Origin of the sequence: Staphylococcus sp. HMSC036D05 (assembly GCF_001836225.1) — a bacterium.
Taxonomy (GTDB): domain Bacteria; phylum Bacillota; class Bacilli; order Staphylococcales; family Staphylococcaceae; genus Staphylococcus; species Staphylococcus caprae.
This window is the reverse complement of sequence record NZ_KV827781.1, coordinates 785,373-803,078: the sequence shown is the minus strand read 5'-3', so window position 1 is coordinate 803,078 and position 17,706 is coordinate 785,373. Positions and strand designations below refer to the sequence as shown.

Below are 17,706 nucleotides of genomic sequence, written 5' to 3'. Positions count from 1 at the left end.
TGAATATATAAATAAATCCACTTGATTGATAAGATGATGTCAATCGAGTGGATTTTTTGTTTATTGATGAATTTTAGATGAAAAGAAGGGCGAGATGCTATGACATTTTATCAGGATAATTCTCTTGTAAATATTTTTCTAAACGGCGCATGCCTTCTTTAAGCATTTCCATTTCATAGGCATATGAGATACGAATATAACCTTTACCTATATTTGTGAATGAAGATCCAGGAACAATGGCAACATGTGCTTGCTCTAAAACATCTACACAAAAATCAAAGTCATTGTCGGTGAATTTTTTAATACTAGGAAAAATGTAGAATGCGCCTTGTGGTTGAGCAGTTAAGTCAAATCCGAGTGATTCTAGTTTATCTTTTAAGTAATCGCGACGTTTCATGTAGGCTTCATTCATATATTGAGGTGCTTCTAATCCTTCATTTAAAGCAGCGATACAGGCAATTTGAGCTGGAACATTGGCACAAATGCAATTGTAGGCATGCATAAATGTTAATTTTTCAATTAAGTATTCTGGACCTATTAAAAAGCCTATGCGAATACCAGTTGCAGAATGTGACTTACTTAAACCACCAATAAGCAACAATTGGTCTCTAATTTCTTCAAATTCTGCAAATGACGTATGATTGCCTTTGAATGTATTTTCAGCATAAATTTCATCACTAATAATAAATAGTTCTTTATCGACGAGTGTTTCTACGATAGCTTTAACCTCTGAGCGCTCTAGAATAACGCCTGTAGGATTAGTAGGATAGTTGAGTAATATAGCTTTCGTTTTACGCGTCATATGGCTCTTAATAAGCTCTGGAGTCACTTTGAACTCAGATTGCGTTGTATCCATATAAATAGGAGATCCACCTAATGTTTCAATAAGCGGAATATAGCCTGCATAAATGGGACCTGGGATTAAAATTTCGTCTCCTGGTTCAATGATACTTCGAAGAGAGGTGTCTAATGCTTCGCTGGCACCATTTGTGACAATGATTTCCTCTTCGCTATAGGTAAATCCATATTTTTGATTAAAGTAGTGGCTGATCGCTTGTCTTGTTTCTGGTAGCCCTTTATTGTGTGAATAACTTGTTTTATCTTCTTTTATCGCATTGATATATGCCTCTTTAACCACGTCTGGCATGGGGAAGTCTGGTTGGCCAATGGTTAAGTTTACGCAATCATCGATGTGTTTAATTCGATTTGAAAATTGACGTATGCTTGGCGCTCTTAAAAACTTTGAATTTGTATTTAATGATAGCTTCATTTTCCGAAAACACCTCTAAAAAAATACCAAAATGTAGTATTTGAATTGTTAAAATAGTCTCATAATTCTTTCAAATTATTACTATCATAACATATTTATAGCACTACATTCTGGTATGAAATACATTAATATTTAATTGTTAATCCCTAAATTCTGAAGGTCTGCGTAAGTTAATCACAGGATTCGTCCATTTGCAAACAAATCTTGATGATAAAATGAAAACAATAATACCTGAACTTACCAATAAGAATAAATAAGTTAATATTGAAACGTTGTCTTTGAATGGATATATTTCAAAACCTCTTAAGACGCCAATAACAATGCCGTGAAGTAAGTAAACAAACATTGTTCGACGTCCAATATAGGTATAGAAACGCTTCTTCTGGGATGTCAGATTAAGGAATGCGCCCATTGTTACTAGAATAATGATATATAAGAGTAATCGTTTGAATGGGCTATACACGTCTTCACCGTTACTTTCTAACGATGTATAAGGAGAACTACCTAATAGCCAATCACCGTTGATAGGGTGGATAACATAACCTATAAAGAAGGCTACTAGAATAATGATTGATATGGGTACCCACTTTTTATTACGTAGTTTCATAGTGTGTTCCTTAGTGACTAAATGACCTATATAAAAAATAGGAAAGAATACAATGGTTCTTGAAATACTCATATAACTATCTATATTCCCTGAAAATCCTGCTAACACTGATACCAGTATTGCTACAGATAACACGATATAAGGATTGTATCTACGAACAATAACTAGTACGACGTGGAAGAAGAATAGTGTAAGTAAGAACCATAATGCAAAGACAGGGTTAAATGGATCTAATTGAATTGCATCTTCTTTGCCCGTTAAATAATAATATATCGAAAAGAATGCGAAAAAAATGACATATGGTACAAGTAATTTCTTCGCAATTTTTTCAAGGTAATGTGGCTTATCTAGATTTTTAGCAAAATAGCCTGAAATAAATAGAAATGTCGGCATATGAAAACTATAAATAAGCAAATATAGAGCTGATAAATATTTATCTTCGGTAGTATAAGGTTGTAAAAGATGACCGAAGACAACTAAAAATATGAGTACTGCACGGGCATTATCGAAAAAATAATCCCTATCCTTGATGGCTGTCATAAAGCGTCTCCTTTTTCTCTCTGTTTAGACTTCTTCTAATTTAGTATACTTCTAGGTAATTATGCAACGAATTTGTGCAAAGTGTATAATAGTATTGTATATTTTATAAATAAAGCATATAATATTAACAACTTAATATAGTGGAGTAGAACAACATGTATAAACAACTTGAAAAACTTATAACACTTACAAATAATGATTTAAATTTAGTAAACAGACGTTTCGGACAGCGCACAGATATTACCTCTGAGCAATTAGAATTATTACGTATTTTATATAATTACGATCGTTTATCACAATATGATTTAACGATGAAAATAAGCCGAGAACAATCAATCGTATCTCGATGGATTAAGAAACTAGTATTAAAAGGATATATTACGAGTCAACAATCTCATGAAGATTTACGATGTAAGGAATTAATTTTAACTGATGAGGCTCGCTCACTTATTCAACAAATTAACACTGCAAGATGTGAATTGATTGAAGCAAGATGCCAGTGTTTATCGCCTGAGGAAATTGAAAGCCTAAATCAACTATTAAATAAATTGAATAGTAGACATATTTACATTTAATGCACGCTTTATTTTAATTTTTGTTTTAGGGTGCAATATACATCTAATTAAATATTTGACTAAAAAGGTAAGTAACTTTGAAGTAATGCTTTATTACTCATCAAAGTTGCTTATTTTTTATTGGAGAAAAAGAATGGGAGGGGGAGGTTGATTTTGGTATAGAGTTGAGTTGTTAATGCTCTTCTATGTTTAATGTGAGAAATTTAATTTGGAATTTATAAGAGTAATTATGACGGTTAACTCGTTGATATATAAGAAAGGGAGTGGGACAGAAATATAATTTAGCAAAATTATTTTCGTTGTCCCTCTCCCAACTTTCATTGTTTGCAGAATTTCTTAAAAAGAAATTCTCTGTGTTGGGGCCCCGCCGGCAAGGATGGCTAGGATTGAAAGAAGCTTGATATAAGCGCACTTTTAATTCAGACATCTACTGCAAATATGTTAAAGAAGCTGAGACAATTAATTATGTCCCAGCCGCTTAACATTAATAATTATTTATATTTTGGAATTTCGTAGTATTTACCAACTTCACCAATTTTATCGTAAAAGCCTTTAATAGTTTGAGCATTTACAGTTGCCCAGTGAATATCTGTAGCATATTGATGAGTACCTGGATTTGATGGGTTCCAACGCATTTTATAAAGCGTATTTTGTCCTGCTTTAATATAAGATTGACCGATGAATTTAGCTCCACCAATAATTGCCTTAGATACTGAATCCCATCCAGCGTTTTTGGCATATTTGATGCCTTCAATTAATGGGCTACTGTCATAAGCGCCTATACCAAAGACATTATGATATTTCGTTTTTGTTTTATCAGTGAATTTACCATTTACAACGTCTCCACCTTTAGCTAATTGTGAAGTACCATTTCCAGTTTCGACTAAAGCATGTGCGACTAAGTAAATTTCATTGATGCCATACTTTTTAGCTGCTTCACTAAATGCTGCACCTTGTCCTTCTAATACGCCTTGTCCTTTTAATAATTCATTAAGAGCTGCTACAGATAAAGATTGAGGCTGATCTAAGCGTAAGAATTGATATCTAGCACCTGAATCTTTAGTTAACTTGTTAGGGTCCATAGCGTCTTTGATTTCATTATAATTAGCATTTGTCCATTGGCCTGGAACCTTTTGAATTTGTGGAGTATCATAAAGGTCATTTTGTATCTCTGCAGCATGAGCTAAAGTATATCCAGTATTAACATATTTTACAGATTCTTTAGCGACATCTGTTGATTTAATCCATACATATTTACCATTTGTTAATTTTCCGTAATACCAAGTTACACCATTGATATTTTTTTGTTTAGAAACTACAAATGTCTTGTCGTAATAAGGTTTTAATGAGTAACGTGCATTTTTGCCAAGATCTTCATAGTAATAGCTATTACTATTGTTAATTACAAATGTGTAATTATAAGGACGAGCTTGTACATCTTTATTACTTTGGATAAGGTCTTTTGCTGCAATCCAACCAGTACGATTGTTTACAGTTCCATATAGATACAAGTCTTTTCCAACATAAAGTGATTTTGAAGCATTAAATGTTTTACTAGCAATTGTATTTGATGGAAGTAATTGTTGATTTTTAGTACCCCAAGCAATAGAGTATAATCCATTATTTGTTTGGCTAACTTTATATTGGCCAGTGGCTTTAGATTGGTTACCAATATTTTGACTTGTTACATCTTTAACATTTACCCAGCCTAATGGTGTGTTTCGAGTACTATCTTGAAGTAAGACATACGTGTTATTTCCTTCAGTACGTTGTTTCGTAATGATGTAAGTGCGGTTACCATATTTAGCACCACTTTTAGCTTTTTTATCAAATACAGAAGCTCTGATACCTGAATTGTTAGCTTTAACTTGCGCGATTTTATTTATCGTTTGAGTCGAGTTAGTGTTAGACGCTTTAGCAGATGTTTGCGTTGTAGCAGCTCTATCTGCTGTTGTAGCTTTACTATTCGTACTTACGGCTTTAGTAGAAGTCTTTGGTTTAGATACTGCTACTTTAGATTGAGTAGGAGTAGTTAGATAGTATTTGCTAACCCAACCAGATTTACCATTTACTGTACCATATAAATAAGTAGCTTTATCGATCTGTTGTTGTTTTGTAGCTTTAAATGTTTGGTTTCCAGAACCTGAGACAGTGCTAGCAACTTGGTTATATGTACCCCAAGGCACTGTATATAATTTAACACCAGGTTTAATATTATAATTTTGATTAACTTTGACAGGTGATTTAGCAGTGTTGTAAACAACATCGTCTTGTTTTACCCAACCATATTTTTTACCAGTATTATAATCTTCTACAAGGTAGAATTTATCATTTCCTAAAGTAGCTGATTTTGTAACTGATAATGTACGTTGAACTTGATCAGTAGTTTTACCTTTTTTGTCGTAAACAGTTGTGTAAACACCATTATTTTTAGCTTTAATTTGAGCAACACCACTGTTAGCAGAAACAGTTAATTTATTATTACTTGAACTATTATCTGTAGATGGTTTACTTGGTTTCGTATTAGACGATGAAGGTGTTGTTAAGTAATATTTACTAATCCAACCAGATTTACCGTTCACTGTTCCGTATAAATAAATGGCTTTATCAATTTGTTGTTGTTTTGTAGCTTTAAATGTTTGATTTCCAGAACCTGAAACCTTTGAAGCTACTTGACTAGGCGTACCCCAAGGTACTGTGTATAAAGTTGAACCAGCTTTTACATTATATGTTTGGTTAACTTTAACAGGTGATTTAGCTGTATTATAAACAACATCGCCTTGTTTTACCCAGCCATACTTTTTACCAGTGTTGTAATCTTCGACTAAATAGAATTTATTATTGCCAAGTGTTGCAGATTTAGTAACAGATAATGTTTTTTGAGCTTGATCTGTTGAATGTCCTTTTTCGTCATAAACAGTTGTGTAAAGGCCGCTATTGCTAGGTTTAATTTGAGCAACACCACTATTAGCAGAAACAGTTAATTTATTGTTGTTTGAACTATCTGATGGTTTAGATGGCTTAGATGGACTTGTAGAAGATGTACCCCAAGGTGCCACTTGACCAGTTTTGATTAAATATTTTTCATAAATTAAGTCATAAAGCTCTGCATAAGAGTAGTTATGGCTTCTAAAGTATTGATGAGGGTCTGTATGGTCAGTTCCGCCTAGATATCTAGTAATTGCATAGTGCGTCCATACTGTACCTTGACCATCGTTTTCAGCGCTATCAGGTTTTAAACCATAGTATTGAAGTTGTGTCGCAGCATAATCAGCATAGTTGTTCATAGAACGTGCAAAGGAATCATAATCGTGAGTGTGTACAATCTCAACATTAATGAAACGTTCGTTACCTTGTGGCCCAGCACCCCAAGATAGATAATCAGTAGGAGCTGTTTCTACAATTCTGTTACCGTCTACAAAGGCATGAACAAAGGCTGATTGGTAATTATTCTTCATGTAATTAATTTCGCCATCAATTGTTGAATTATCATTTGCAGTATCATGTACAACGATACCTTCTGGGCGACCTACACCATTTCTATATCCATATTTAGGGAAATAAGAAGTGTAGTTTTCTTCAATTTGTGGAGCTTTATAGTTTTTCTTACGAATATAATCATTGATTGAAGATTTCACTTGAGGTGTGTATTTAGGTAAAGAAGAAGTCGTTTTCTTATTTACTGCATACATCATTCTAGGTTTGGCAACTGAACTGAATGTTGAAACTTTGTTATTACTTTCAGTTGTCGTGTTATTAGCTTGAGTGTTAGAAACTTTTGTATTTTGAGTTGCTGATTTGCTAGTATTTGTACTGTTAGTACTATTTTTAATAGTAGGATTTGATTCCGACTTAGTATTTACATTGTTTTGTGCTGAAAGTGATGCAACTTGAGGTTGGTCAGCTTTAGTATTTTTACTTTGAGCGTTTGTAGTATCAACGTCATCTTCATCATCGTCAAAATTATAACCTGAACTATTTGTATGACTTACCTTAGTATTAGATTTCTCAGTTGAATCTGTTGTTGCCTGTTGAGATGTTTTATTGTTAGATGCTTGATTAGATGTAGCTTCTTGTTTTTCTTGATTATTAAGGTTATTAGTTTGATTAGAAGAGGCTTGAATATTGTTATTACTGTTTTCATCTTTATTAACATTTTCAACAGTTGATTCTTGTTGTTCAGTTTTTGAAATTTCTTTATTCGTGTTGTCTACTTTTGAAGTTTTATTGTCTTCAGAAGTGACAGCATCTTTAGAAATGTCATTATTGTTAATATCTTTAGTTGAATCTTGATATGTATTGACTGATGGTGTACTTGTTTCCTTTGAATCTGTAGGTTGATTTGAATTATTCGATTGTTCTTGTTGAGAAGCTTTACTAGAAGAATCGTTTAACTCATCTAATGATGCATCATAATTGTTAGAAGTAGTATCTTGTTTAGATTGAACTTTTGTTGGATCTTGATAAGTTTGAGTGCCTGAAACATTTTGTGCAGATTGTGTCACTTCATTTTTAGCTTGTTCGGCTTGCTTAAGTGTGGCTTGGTCATCAAGTACATTTGAATTTTTAGTTTGATCTTGTGTTTCTTCTGCAGCATGTGCATGGTGGGCAGTAAAGGCAGTTCCAAATAACGTTAATGCAACCATCGACGGTAATTTGTAATTGAATTTCTTCGTCATATTTATTTACTCCTCTTAATATGTTATTTTGAGTCAATTATAATATTAGTTGTAATTTCTGTATTACTTTTAACAGATTTGTAATATAACTTTAACCTGTAGCTTATAAAGATTTTTTGTAAAATTTTTGTCCAAACCACTGATTTCAGCGTTCCTCAGTAAAAAGGGGACTCGAAATTTATACGTAGTATTACATTTTTGATTTTAAATTAAGTTGCTTTCTCGATGAAAGGTCATTCTATAGTTTTCTTCATAATAATGTGCTCTATATTCTCTTCTATAAAGGTTTCCCCGTGAGTGCTATATCCAAGACGAGTATAAAAGCCTTGTGCTTGTGTTTGAGCATGCATCATCAATTCTTTAAAATTCAAATCTTTGGCAATTTCTTCAATGGCTTCCATTAATTGAATGCCATAACCTAAACCTCTGTTTTCTTTTGTAATCGCGACACGTTCAATTTTCCCTGAATAGTTATCAATTGGTCTTATTCTTGCAGTAGCAAAAGGTTCTCCATTCACTTTGTAACCAATAATATGGTAAGAAATCGATTCTTTATCATCAATTTCATTGGCTAGTGGAACATTTTGTTCTTCAACGAATACTTTTTTTCTAACTGTATAACAATCGTTCAACATATTATCATCAAGCACTTTTTTAAACATTTTAAACACCTCCATTATCTCTAGTTCTTCCCGAAATTAAGTAAATAAATCAAAAACAAGATGAAAATTTATTGAATTTTTCACACATAAAAATGTACACACTTTAAATCGAAGTCGTCATCGTTTTTGATAAAAGCATAAAAAAACCGCTAATAAAGCTAACTAACTTATTAGCGGTTAAGTACTATTTTATTTATTAATGAAAGGATCAAGCTATTTTATAAAGCTTCCTTTCGAACAATGGCACAATATTGCCAAAATATACGTAATTGTGCAATATTCCAGTTATTCATTCCCATTGTAAAACCTGATGGTTTAAAGAGATTCACATCTGTAACTTCAAGAGCAGCAGCTATTAAATATTGTAATGGTATGCTAATACTTTTCATTGTTTCTGTAATACCATTTTCATCATAAACCCATGTGAATGGTAATTCAGATTCGAATACATCCACTTTATCGAAAATTTCAGGTAGGGCAACAATATAACATGCGCCGTCTACTACTGGATTATCGATACTATTCTTATAATAAATTAAAAGGGCCTCATAATTTTCTCTATGTTCATGATTAACATAGAAGAATTCATTTCGAAATAGCGCCATATCTTTACTATGGATAATTTGTTGTTCTAACATATTAAACATGCCGTTAATATGGGCGACTTTTTCGTATGTTTTACGACTCATTGCTTTAGCTCCTCTCTTAAATGTACCAATACTGAAATATGAATACTCATTCAATCTTTTATTGTACGTTCATATTATTGCCATCATTCATAGTATTGTTTTGATAATCATTTTGTTGATATTGGTCTTGATAATTATTCTCGTAAGTATTTTGGTTATCTGTAGTTTGATTATTTTGAACGTTATTCTGTTCATTATCATTGTTATTGTTACTATCATTATCGTCACTTGTAGTATCTTTTTGATTTTTACGTAATAAACTGTCATCTAGTTCTGTTAGAGGTACGAGTGAACCATAATGTTTGATAACTCTGTAATCTAAAAATTCATCTTTATCTGTTATTTTAGATAAGCCTAAATCAGAGCGCAAGATATTTGAATATTTCATAATGCTTTTTACGCTTGGATTGTAATAATAAATGCCGTCTAAGTAGTCATCTTTACCTTCAAGTTGTGAAGTTTTTATATCTGTGTCGCCAGATAAATACATTTTTGCTAAAGCTTTAATTTCTTTTTTAGTAAGGTTGTGTTTAGCATTTTTACCAACAATCGTTACTACATTATCTAATTTATCAATAGAATCTAAACTTTGTGCTTTTTGGAAAAGAATTTTAATTAAGTCCATTTGTCTTTGTCCGCGTTTTAAGTCTGAATCTTGATGTCTTGTTCTGGCTACTGCTAAAGCTTGATCACCATTAAGTTTTTGATAACCTTTTTTAATTTTAATTCTTCCAGTATCATCACTATTTGGTTCGTTTAAGTTATAAGGCACATCGTAATAAATGCCACCTAATTCATCAACTGCTTCAACGAAAGCTTTCATATTAACGCGAACATAATAGTCAACTGGTACATTCATTGTTGCTTCGACTGAATCCATTGAAGCAATTGGGCCACCATAGGCATGCGCATGTGTAATTTTATCGTAATAACCAACTTTAGGTATATAACTAATTGTATCTCGTGGGATACTAAGCATTCTAATTTGATGCTTTTTCTGATTGAATGTGGATAATATCATTGCATCTGATCGGGAATGTTCTATACTTTGTCCATTCTTTTCTCTACCTTCATTATCATCTATTCCTAAGAATAAAATTGAAATAGGTTGTTTTTCAGGATTAACTTTTGAATCTCTTAAATTTGATTGACGTTGTGCGTCATTTTTATCTTGAGACTTTTCAAAAGCGGATTCTGAACTTTTATATAATTGAGTAGCAAATAGGATCGGACCAACGACAAGAACTAATGTTAATAATATTAAAAAATACTTTAAAAATTTGTTCATCGGGAGTGCTCCTAATTTATTTTAAAATTTATCATTATCTAATTCTAAGTTGTTATGTAAGCATTATTAATAGAAGTACGATTACATTTCGTACTTATGCACTATAGCCTTAAATTGTATTACTTTATTAGCAAAATTACAACTCTTAGATTCATATTAATTTTACATTCTTCAAACAAAATTTACATTTAAATCTACAATGTGATTGAATTTATATCGATTAGAAATCTTTATGGTACTAAAGTACTATAGAATTATTTTTAAATAAGCGTATTATCTAATTAAAGTGATTTATCTAAAGTGTTAAGTTATAATAATGCTTAGCTAAACAAATACATAACTTGCTAAATTAGATTTTAGTGACAGTTACAGATAACCAAATTTTTCATCATAGATTTAACATGCTACTTTCCTTTACAATGATTGTTTTTAGAAAGGAGATTACTCATGAAACAAGAATGGATAAAACGATTGGATGAAAGTTTGATTCGACCGTTTTATGAGCAACAAAATGATATAGAGATAGAAGAAGGATTAACAACTCAATTGTCTTTTGGGACTGCAGGTATTAGAGGTATATTCGGTATAGGTCCTGGAAGAATGAATGCTTTCACGGTAAGAAAAGTAGCTTTAGGTATAGCTCAATTTTTTAAATCGAGGAATAAAGAAGCGAGTATTGTTGTTTTTTATGATTCTAGATTACTTTCTGATTCATTTTCAAAAGAGATTTCAACTACACTTGCACAAAATAATGTAAAAGTTATCACATCCGATATTTATAAATCCACGCCGGAACTTTCGTATGCAGTAAGATATTATGGTGCAGATGGCGGTATTATGATTACTGCGAGTCATAATCCTAAAAATTATAATGGCATTAAGGTTTATAACGAATATGGAGGACAACTGCTACCAAAAGATTCTGAAATATTAAGTAATTATATTGAAGAAGTTGAAAATCCTCTGGATGTTGTAGGTGGGGAGTTCGAAGCACTAGTTAACGCTAACAAAATTGTTTATGCCAAAGACGATGTTAGAAATAGTTATAAAAATAAAGTCATCCAAGCGACAGGAAAAATTGAAAAGAAAAATGCCAAAACAGTATTAACAAGTCTTCATGGAACAAGCTTACCTATCGTTTCTGAAATATTGGATGAGTTGAATTATGATAATTACATTATCGAAAAGGAACAATCAAAGCCAGATGGGACGTTTCCAACTGTTGACAGTCCTAATCCTGAAGATGAGTCTGCTTTTAATGCTAGTAAGATGCTCGCAGAGGAAAATGACGCACAATTGATTATAGCTACAGATCCTGATGCAGATAGACTAGGTGTAGTTGAACGTTTAGATAATGGAGAATGTAGATTTATTAGTGGCAATGAACTAGGACTTATTTTGATGAAATTACGATATCAAGATTTAATTGACGCTTCATATGAAAACTTATATATCGTTAAGTCGATTGTGACAAGTGAACTGAGTGATAAACTTGCTGAAGCACTTAACGTTAAAGTTTATAACGTGCTTACAGGATTTAAATATATATCGGAAATTTTAAATTCAAAAGATAACAGTGCTGAGAAGTTGTTACTTGCTTTTGAAGAAAGTAATGGGTATATGGTTGAGCCATTTGTTAGAGACAAAGATGCGATTCAAATTGTACCGTTGATCATTAAGTACAAGAATTTACTTTATGAGAACAATATTACTTTAACAGATACGCTGAATGACATATATCGTGCAATTGGTCATTATAGAAATGTTAATTTAAGTCCAGTTTTTGAAGGAAGAGAAGGACAGCTCAAAATAAAAGAGATTATTGATTCCTTTAGAAATGAATCTATACACCAAATATGTGGGTTAGATGTTAAAGTAATAGAAGATTATCAGTTAGGTACCATTGAATATATGGATAGTGGCGAAAAAGAGCCAACATATTTACCTAATTCGAACTTAATACGTCTAATATTTGATGAAGGATTTATAGCGATTAGGCCATCTGGAACTGAACCTAAAATAAAAATATATTTTTCACTTAATGTAGAAGATATTGAAAGTGTAATCAAAGATTTTCAAAAAACTTATATTGAATATTAAAGACTTGAATGTGTGAGGCCAACAAAAGAAGATGAAACTTAATAAATTTAAAATAATATTTTTTATTGTCGTATTAGTTGTATTAATCGTATTAGTGGGATTAATAGGATTTAGATGGAGTAAGCATCAACATATCGAAAATCAAGTTTTAAAAAACGAAAATGATAATACCCACTATATTGAAAAAAGAGATAAAACAGTTAAAGCTCCTAAGAAGTTAAAAACAGTTCTTGATAAAAAAGAACCAATGTATGAACAAATTAATAAATATTTAAAATCAACGAATTTTAACGGGACAGTCGCAGTTTTTGATAATGGTAAAATAAAAATGAATAAAGGCTATGGTTATCAAGATATAGAAAAAGGGAAGAAAAACACTGCTAATACAATGTATTTAATAGGTTCTTCTCAAAAATTTACTACTGGATTAATGTTAAAGCAATTAGAATTAGAACATAAGGTTAATTTACATGATCCTGTAACCAAGTATTTACCATGGTTTAAAACAGATAAAGAAATTACAATTAAAGATTTAATGTTACATAAAAGTGGATTATATAAATATGAAGCTTCTACTAATATTAAAAATTTAGACCAAGCAGTATTATCAATTCAAAAACGTGGCATAGATGATTCTATTTATCATAAACATAGTTACAACGATGCAAACTATTTAGTATTAGCTAAAGTCATCGAAAAAGTTACAGGAAAACCATACGTTAAAAACTATTATCAACGCCTAGGAAATAAATACCATTTAAAACATACTTCATTTTATGATGAAAAACCGTTACAAAGTGAGATGGCAAAAGGATATAAATTCAAAAATAATAGCTTCTCATTCTTACGTCCAAATGTATTAGATCAATACTATGGAGCAGGGAACTTATACATGGCACCATATGATATGGGTAAATTGATTTATGCGCTACAACAAGATCAATTATTTAATTCTAAAGTAACAAAACCGATGCTTCATGAGTTAGGAACAGAAGAGTATCCAGAAGAATATCGGTATGGTTTCTATGTGACACCATATTTAAATAGAATAAATGGCGTATTCTTCGGACAAATATTTACAGTTTATTTTAACGATCGATACATCGTCATTTTAGGTACTAACGTTAAAAATACCAATGGTTTCGTTCCAAATGAAGATAAAATGAAACATATTTTCTATAATATTCTTAATCAAAAGAAACCATATAATACACCAGGCGTAAAAGTTCAATAAAAAAGACAGATATGCCATTAATCTATTTTAAAGTGCATCCAAAATTTCATTTTTGGGTGTGCTTTTTTTCGAGATTAATGGCTATTTGTTAATCATTTTATTTACAATAATTGAGTGCTTCTAAGAAAACCTCTTCATACATGTTCTCTACAGGAGATAACACGACTGTACAATTCGGATAATGCGATTTGAAATCTACTACTGTTGCTCCTTTAGTATAACGACCATCTAACTCAATTTGTACATCTGCTTCAATCACATTAAATGCTTGTGGACTTATTAAATAGAGGATAGTGAATACATCATAAATTTTAACACCATATTCAAAATCTTCGCTTCTATAATGTTGAAATATATCATGAAGCATTAATCCAGTTTCATTTGTGTTTTTGAATTTTTTCACAAAGTCATGTGTAAACATAGCTTCTCTCGCTAAATCAAGACCAATCATTGTTAAAGGTAATCCAGAATTGAACACAACTTGAGCGGCTTCAGGATCGCAATAAATATTGAACTCAGCTAATGGTGTGACATTACCTCGACCGGTACTTCCTCCCATAAGAACAATTTCTTTAATATGTTTTGTTACTTCTGGATAAGTTGAAAGGAGTATGGCTATATTCGTTAATGGACCTATGGCTATGATAGTAACAGGCTCTTCGGAATTTAATAATGTCGTTTTCATAGCCTCTACAGCATGAGTAGATGCTAAGTCCTTTTCAGAAATAGGTGGAAATTCGTAGCCATCCATACCTGATTCACCATGAACAGGAATCGCATCGACAATTTCATTTAATAATGGTCTCGAAGCACCTCTGTGGACAGGGACATCGCTATTAAAGAATCGTTTCAATTTCAAAGCATTGGCGGTTGTCTTTTCAATTCCAACATTTCCATTAACTGTAGTAATCATCTTCAAATTAAATTCGGGATGACATAGGGCAAGACTTATCGCTGCCGCATCATCTATACCTGGATCTGTATCAATAATAATTGGTGTAACCATCATTTCTCTTCTCCTTCTTGAAAATAAATTCCCATTAAGCGTAACACTATAGTAATGTAATTTCGACAATAAAAAAAGCAAGCTAACATATAAAATGCTAGCTTGCTTGTGATTAACAAAGCCATGAGCTTGATAATCTGACTCATTTTTATAAGTGGTGAGAGTGACCACCTTGCATTACCCAGTATGTTCCGATAACGATAGCTAGAGTAATGATAATTGCGAAGATAACTTTGAATGTTTGAAGACGTCCATCTCTACCTTCAGTTAAGTGCATGAACATTAATAATTGAACTGCAGCTTGGATAAATGCGAAACCGAAGATAATTGTTACCTTAGCATGGAATGTCATTGATGTGTATAGTGTTACGAAAACTGCTAAAAGCGTTAATACGATAGAAGCAATAAATCCGACTGTATGTTTTACGATTGTATTCATCCGCTATACACCATCCCTATCATATATACGGCAGTGAAGATGAAGATCCAAACAACATCTAAGAAGTGCCAGTATAAACTTACTATAAATAACTTAGGAGCATTGTAAGAATCTAAACCGCGTGTGCCGATTTGGATTAATAAGCAAATGATCCAAACAATACCTACAGATACGTGACATCCGTGCGTACCTAATAGGATGAAGAAACTAGACCAGAAGGAACCGATAGTTGGGTTAACTCCTTCTTGTGCATAGTGTGCGAATTCGTAAATTTCAAAACCTACGAATACAAGCCCTAATAGTACAGTGATGATCATCCAAATCATCATTAAGTTTTGTTTCTCTTTACGCATGTAGTAAATTGCAATACCACAAGTGTAAGAACTTAATAATAATGAAAATGTCATTATTAGTACAAGAGGCAATTCAAATAACTCAGTAGTCATTTTGTGTGCGTAATCGCCACCGTGTTGCAAAGTTAATAACGTTGCGAATAGGGTACCGAATAACGCGAATTCAGCTGTAAGGAATATCCAGAAGCCAAGTTTATTTAATTCGCCTTCATGACTACGTGAATCGATTGTTTTTGTATCATGACTCATGACTTACAGCCTCCCTTTCTTTAATACGAGCTTCTCTTAAGCGTTTTTCAGTTTCAGCAACTTCAGAAGCAGGGATATGGTAACCATGATCAATTTGGAAACTTCTCCAAATCATAGTAATGAAAATACCTGCTAAGCAAATAATTGCAGGAACTAAAGTTTCAAAGATTAAGAAGAAACCGCCGATTGTAAAGAAGATACCCATCCAGAAACCTACTGGAGTATCGTTTGGCATATGAATATCTTTGTAATTATGGTTGTCTAAGTAATGACGACCATGTTCTTTCATATCAACAAATGTATCGTAGTCATTCCAGTCTGGAGTGATTGCAAAGTTGTATTTAGGTGGAATCGCTGATGCTGTTGTCCACTCTAAAGTACGACCAAGTCCATCCCAGTTATCACCAGTAGCTTCACGTGGTGCTTTGATGTGACTGTATACGATACTTGCTACTAAGAATAGGAAGCCGATTCCCATTAATAATGCACCGATAGTTGAGATGAAGTTTAATAACCACCAACCATCAGAAGGCATGTAAGTGTATAAACGACGTGGCATACCATCTAATCCTAGGATGAATTGTGGTAAGAAACAAACGTTGAATCCAATCATGAATAACCAGAAGCACCATTTGTTTAACGTTTCGTTTAATTTGTAACCCATCATTTTTGGATACCAGAAGATTAAACCAGCTAAGCAGGCAAATACTACACCAGTAACCAATGTATAGTGGAAGTGGGCTACTAAGAAATAAGTGTTGTGATATTGATAGTCCGCAGATGCCATCGCTAACATTACACCAGTAACCCCACCTAATAGGAAGTTAGGGATGAATGCTAATGAGAATAGCATAGGTGACTCAAATGTGATTCTACCTTTATATAGTGTTAATAACCAGTTGAATAGTTTAACACCGGTAGGAACACCGATTAACATTGTTGAAATTGAGAAGAATGAGTTGATTAATGCACCATTACCCATTGTGAAGAAATGGTGAACCCAAACTAAGAAACTTAAGAACGCAATACCTGCAGTCGCCCAAACCATGCTTTGGTGACCGAATAGGCGTTTACGTGCGAAAGTTGGAATAATTTCAGAGTAAATACCAAATGCAGGCAAGATAACGATATATACCTCAGGGTGCCCCCAAACCCAGAAGAAGTTTGCCCATAACATTGGCATACCGCCATCTGCTACTGTAAAGAAGTGTGTACCAAATATTCTATCTGTTGTCATTAAAGCTAACGCTACTGTTAAAACAGGGAAAGCTAAAATAACAATTAATGTAGTAATAAATGTTGTTACAGTAAACATTGGCATTTGCATAAACTTCATTGTAGGAGTTTTACATCTAAGTATTGTTACAAAGAAGTTAATACCGGTCATCAATGTACCTAAACCGGAAATCTGTATTGCAACTAAATAATAGTTGACACCTGGTCCAGGACTAAATTCACCAGCAAGTGGTGCGTAGTTAGTCCAACCTGCAGCTGGAGATCCACCTACGATAAATGAAAGGTTGAATAAAATCATACCAGCGAAGAATAGCCAGAAACTAACGTTGTTCATTACAGGGAAGGCAACATCACGTGCACCAATTTGTAATGGAACTACGATATTCCATAAACCAAAGATGAAAGGCATCGCCATGAAGATAATCATGATTACACCGTGCGTACTGAAAATTTCATCATAGTGGTTTGCTTCCAAGAATTTATTATCTGGAATAGTTAATTGAGTACGAATTAATAACGCGTCAATACCACCACGAACGAACATTAATACGGCACAGATTAAATACATTACACCGATTTTTTTATGGTCTACGGATGTGAACCATTCTCTATATAGATATTTCCATAATTTAAAATACGTAATTACTGCGATAAGTCCGATAACTAAGAACGGGGCACCAATTTGTGCCATGATAATCATCCAGTTACCTTTAACGAGTAATTCATCCCATGGAAAATTCATTAATGTCCACCTCCATGATCATCATGTTCTTTTTTTT

General features: G+C 32.6%; 13 protein-coding genes. 3 read left to right on the top strand and 10 right to left on the bottom strand.

Annotation, left to right across the window (positions count from 1 at the left end; translation table 11 throughout):
• Positions 1–97: 97 nt before the first annotated feature.
• Together HMPREF2580_RS08385 and HMPREF2580_RS08380 are read right to left on the bottom strand one after the other, a co-directional pair.
• On the bottom strand, positions 98–1,270 hold the full coding sequence (locus tag HMPREF2580_RS08385; RefSeq protein WP_070831939.1) for an aminotransferase class I/II-fold pyridoxal phosphate-dependent enzyme: 1,173 nt from the start codon (positions 1,268–1,270) through the stop codon (positions 98–100).
• Between the two features lie 139 nt (positions 1,271–1,409).
• Complete coding sequence (locus HMPREF2580_RS08380) at positions 1,410–2,417, bottom strand: acyltransferase family protein (protein ID WP_070831936.1); 1,008 nt, start codon at positions 2,415–2,417, stop codon at positions 1,410–1,412.
• 155 nt (positions 2,418–2,572) lie between these two features.
• On the opposite strand from HMPREF2580_RS08380, the gene HMPREF2580_RS08375 reads away from it, so the two are divergent.
• A complete protein-coding gene (locus tag HMPREF2580_RS08375) occupies positions 2,573–2,992 on the top strand; it encodes a MarR family transcriptional regulator (RefSeq protein ID WP_002442071.1) in 420 nt (139 codons plus the stop codon).
• Positions 2,993–3,483: 491 nt separating this feature from the next.
• Here HMPREF2580_RS08375 and HMPREF2580_RS08370 read toward each other — a convergent pair whose 3' ends face one another.
• From HMPREF2580_RS08370 to HMPREF2580_RS08355, 4 genes are all read right to left on the bottom strand, one after another.
• Entirely contained in the window at positions 3,484–7,671 is a 4,188-nt protein-coding gene (locus HMPREF2580_RS08370) for a glucosaminidase domain-containing protein (protein WP_070831933.1), read from the bottom strand.
• A gap of 233 nt (positions 7,672–7,904) precedes the next feature.
• A complete protein-coding gene (locus tag HMPREF2580_RS08365) occupies positions 7,905–8,333 on the bottom strand; it encodes a GNAT family N-acetyltransferase (protein WP_070831930.1) in 429 nt (142 codons plus the stop codon).
• Between the two features lie 218 nt (positions 8,334–8,551).
• The gene (locus HMPREF2580_RS08360) at positions 8,552–9,022 is read right to left on the bottom strand and encodes a DUF2538 family protein (protein WP_070831927.1); all 471 of its coding nucleotides are present in this window, start codon (positions 9,020–9,022) and stop codon (positions 8,552–8,554) included.
• Positions 9,023–9,080: 58 nt separating this feature from the next.
• A complete protein-coding gene (locus tag HMPREF2580_RS08355; protein ID WP_070831924.1) occupies positions 9,081–10,310 on the bottom strand; it encodes an LCP family protein in 1,230 nt (409 codons plus the stop codon).
• A gap of 447 nt (positions 10,311–10,757) precedes the next feature.
• Here HMPREF2580_RS08355 and HMPREF2580_RS08350 point away from each other — a divergent pair, with 447 nt between their 5' ends.
• Together HMPREF2580_RS08350 and HMPREF2580_RS08345 are read left to right on the top strand one after the other, a co-directional pair.
• Positions 10,758–12,410, top strand: coding sequence for a phospho-sugar mutase (locus HMPREF2580_RS08350; RefSeq protein ID WP_070831921.1), 1,653 nt, complete (start codon positions 10,758–10,760; stop codon positions 12,408–12,410).
• A 31-nt stretch (positions 12,411–12,441) separates the two neighbouring features.
• On the top strand, positions 12,442–13,644 hold the full coding sequence (locus HMPREF2580_RS08345) for a serine hydrolase domain-containing protein (RefSeq protein ID WP_070831918.1): 1,203 nt from the start codon (positions 12,442–12,444) through the stop codon (positions 13,642–13,644).
• 97 nt (positions 13,645–13,741) lie between these two features.
• Here the strand turns inward: HMPREF2580_RS08345 and rihC are convergent, their stop codons facing one another.
• The 4 genes from rihC to qoxB form a co-directional block, all read right to left on the bottom strand.
• Positions 13,742–14,650, bottom strand: a complete 909-nt coding sequence (gene rihC, locus HMPREF2580_RS08340) for a ribonucleoside hydrolase RihC (RefSeq protein ID WP_070832618.1) — start codon at positions 14,648–14,650, stop codon at positions 13,742–13,744.
• Positions 14,651–14,798: 148 nt separating this feature from the next.
• Complete coding sequence (gene qoxD, locus HMPREF2580_RS08335; RefSeq protein ID WP_070831915.1) at positions 14,799–15,089, bottom strand: cytochrome aa3 quinol oxidase subunit IV; 291 nt, start codon at positions 15,087–15,089, stop codon at positions 14,799–14,801.
• On the bottom strand, positions 15,086–15,691 hold the full coding sequence (gene qoxC / locus HMPREF2580_RS08330; protein WP_002442089.1) for a cytochrome aa3 quinol oxidase subunit III: 606 nt from the start codon (positions 15,689–15,691) through the stop codon (positions 15,086–15,088). The genes qoxD and qoxC overlap by 4 nt, the downstream gene beginning before the upstream one ends.
• A complete protein-coding gene (gene qoxB, locus HMPREF2580_RS08325) occupies positions 15,681–17,669 on the bottom strand; it encodes a cytochrome aa3 quinol oxidase subunit I (protein WP_002442091.1) in 1,989 nt (662 codons plus the stop codon). The genes qoxC and qoxB overlap by 11 nt, the downstream gene beginning before the upstream one ends.
• Positions 17,670–17,706 lie beyond the last annotated feature (37 nt).

What these genes read in the sequence shown, in the direction of transcription:
- qoxD (WP_070831915.1), bottom strand. Translation starts at nt 15,089, where the DNA reads ATGAATACAATCGTAAAACATACAGTCGGATTTATTGCTTCTATCGTA.
- rihC (WP_070832618.1), bottom strand. Translation starts at nt 14,650, where the DNA reads ATGGTTACACCAATTATTATTGATACAGATCCAGGTATAGATGATGCG.
- qoxC (WP_002442089.1), bottom strand. Translation starts at nt 15,691, where the DNA reads ATGAGTCATGATACAAAAACAATCGATTCACGTAGTCATGAAGGCGAA.
- HMPREF2580_RS08345 (WP_070831918.1), top strand. Translation starts at nt 12,442, where the DNA reads ATGAAACTTAATAAATTTAAAATAATATTTTTTATTGTCGTATTAGTT.
- HMPREF2580_RS08365 (WP_070831930.1), bottom strand. Translation starts at nt 8,333, where the DNA reads ATGTTTAAAAAAGTGCTTGATGATAATATGTTGAACGATTGTTATACA.
- HMPREF2580_RS08350 (WP_070831921.1), top strand. Translation starts at nt 10,758, where the DNA reads ATGAAACAAGAATGGATAAAACGATTGGATGAAAGTTTGATTCGACCG.
- HMPREF2580_RS08385 (WP_070831939.1), bottom strand. Translation starts at nt 1,270, where the DNA reads ATGAAGCTATCATTAAATACAAATTCAAAGTTTTTAAGAGCGCCAAGC.
- qoxB (WP_002442091.1), bottom strand. Translation starts at nt 17,669, where the DNA reads ATGAATTTTCCATGGGATGAATTACTCGTTAAAGGTAACTGGATGATT.
- HMPREF2580_RS08355 (WP_070831924.1), bottom strand. Translation starts at nt 10,310, where the DNA reads ATGAACAAATTTTTAAAGTATTTTTTAATATTATTAACATTAGTTCTT.
- HMPREF2580_RS08360 (WP_070831927.1), bottom strand. Translation starts at nt 9,022, where the DNA reads ATGAGTCGTAAAACATACGAAAAAGTCGCCCATATTAACGGCATGTTT.
- HMPREF2580_RS08370 (WP_070831933.1), bottom strand. Translation starts at nt 7,671, where the DNA reads ATGACGAAGAAATTCAATTACAAATTACCGTCGATGGTTGCATTAACG.
- HMPREF2580_RS08380 (WP_070831936.1), bottom strand. Translation starts at nt 2,417, where the DNA reads ATGACAGCCATCAAGGATAGGGATTATTTTTTCGATAATGCCCGTGCA.
- HMPREF2580_RS08375 (WP_002442071.1), top strand. Translation starts at nt 2,573, where the DNA reads ATGTATAAACAACTTGAAAAACTTATAACACTTACAAATAATGATTTA.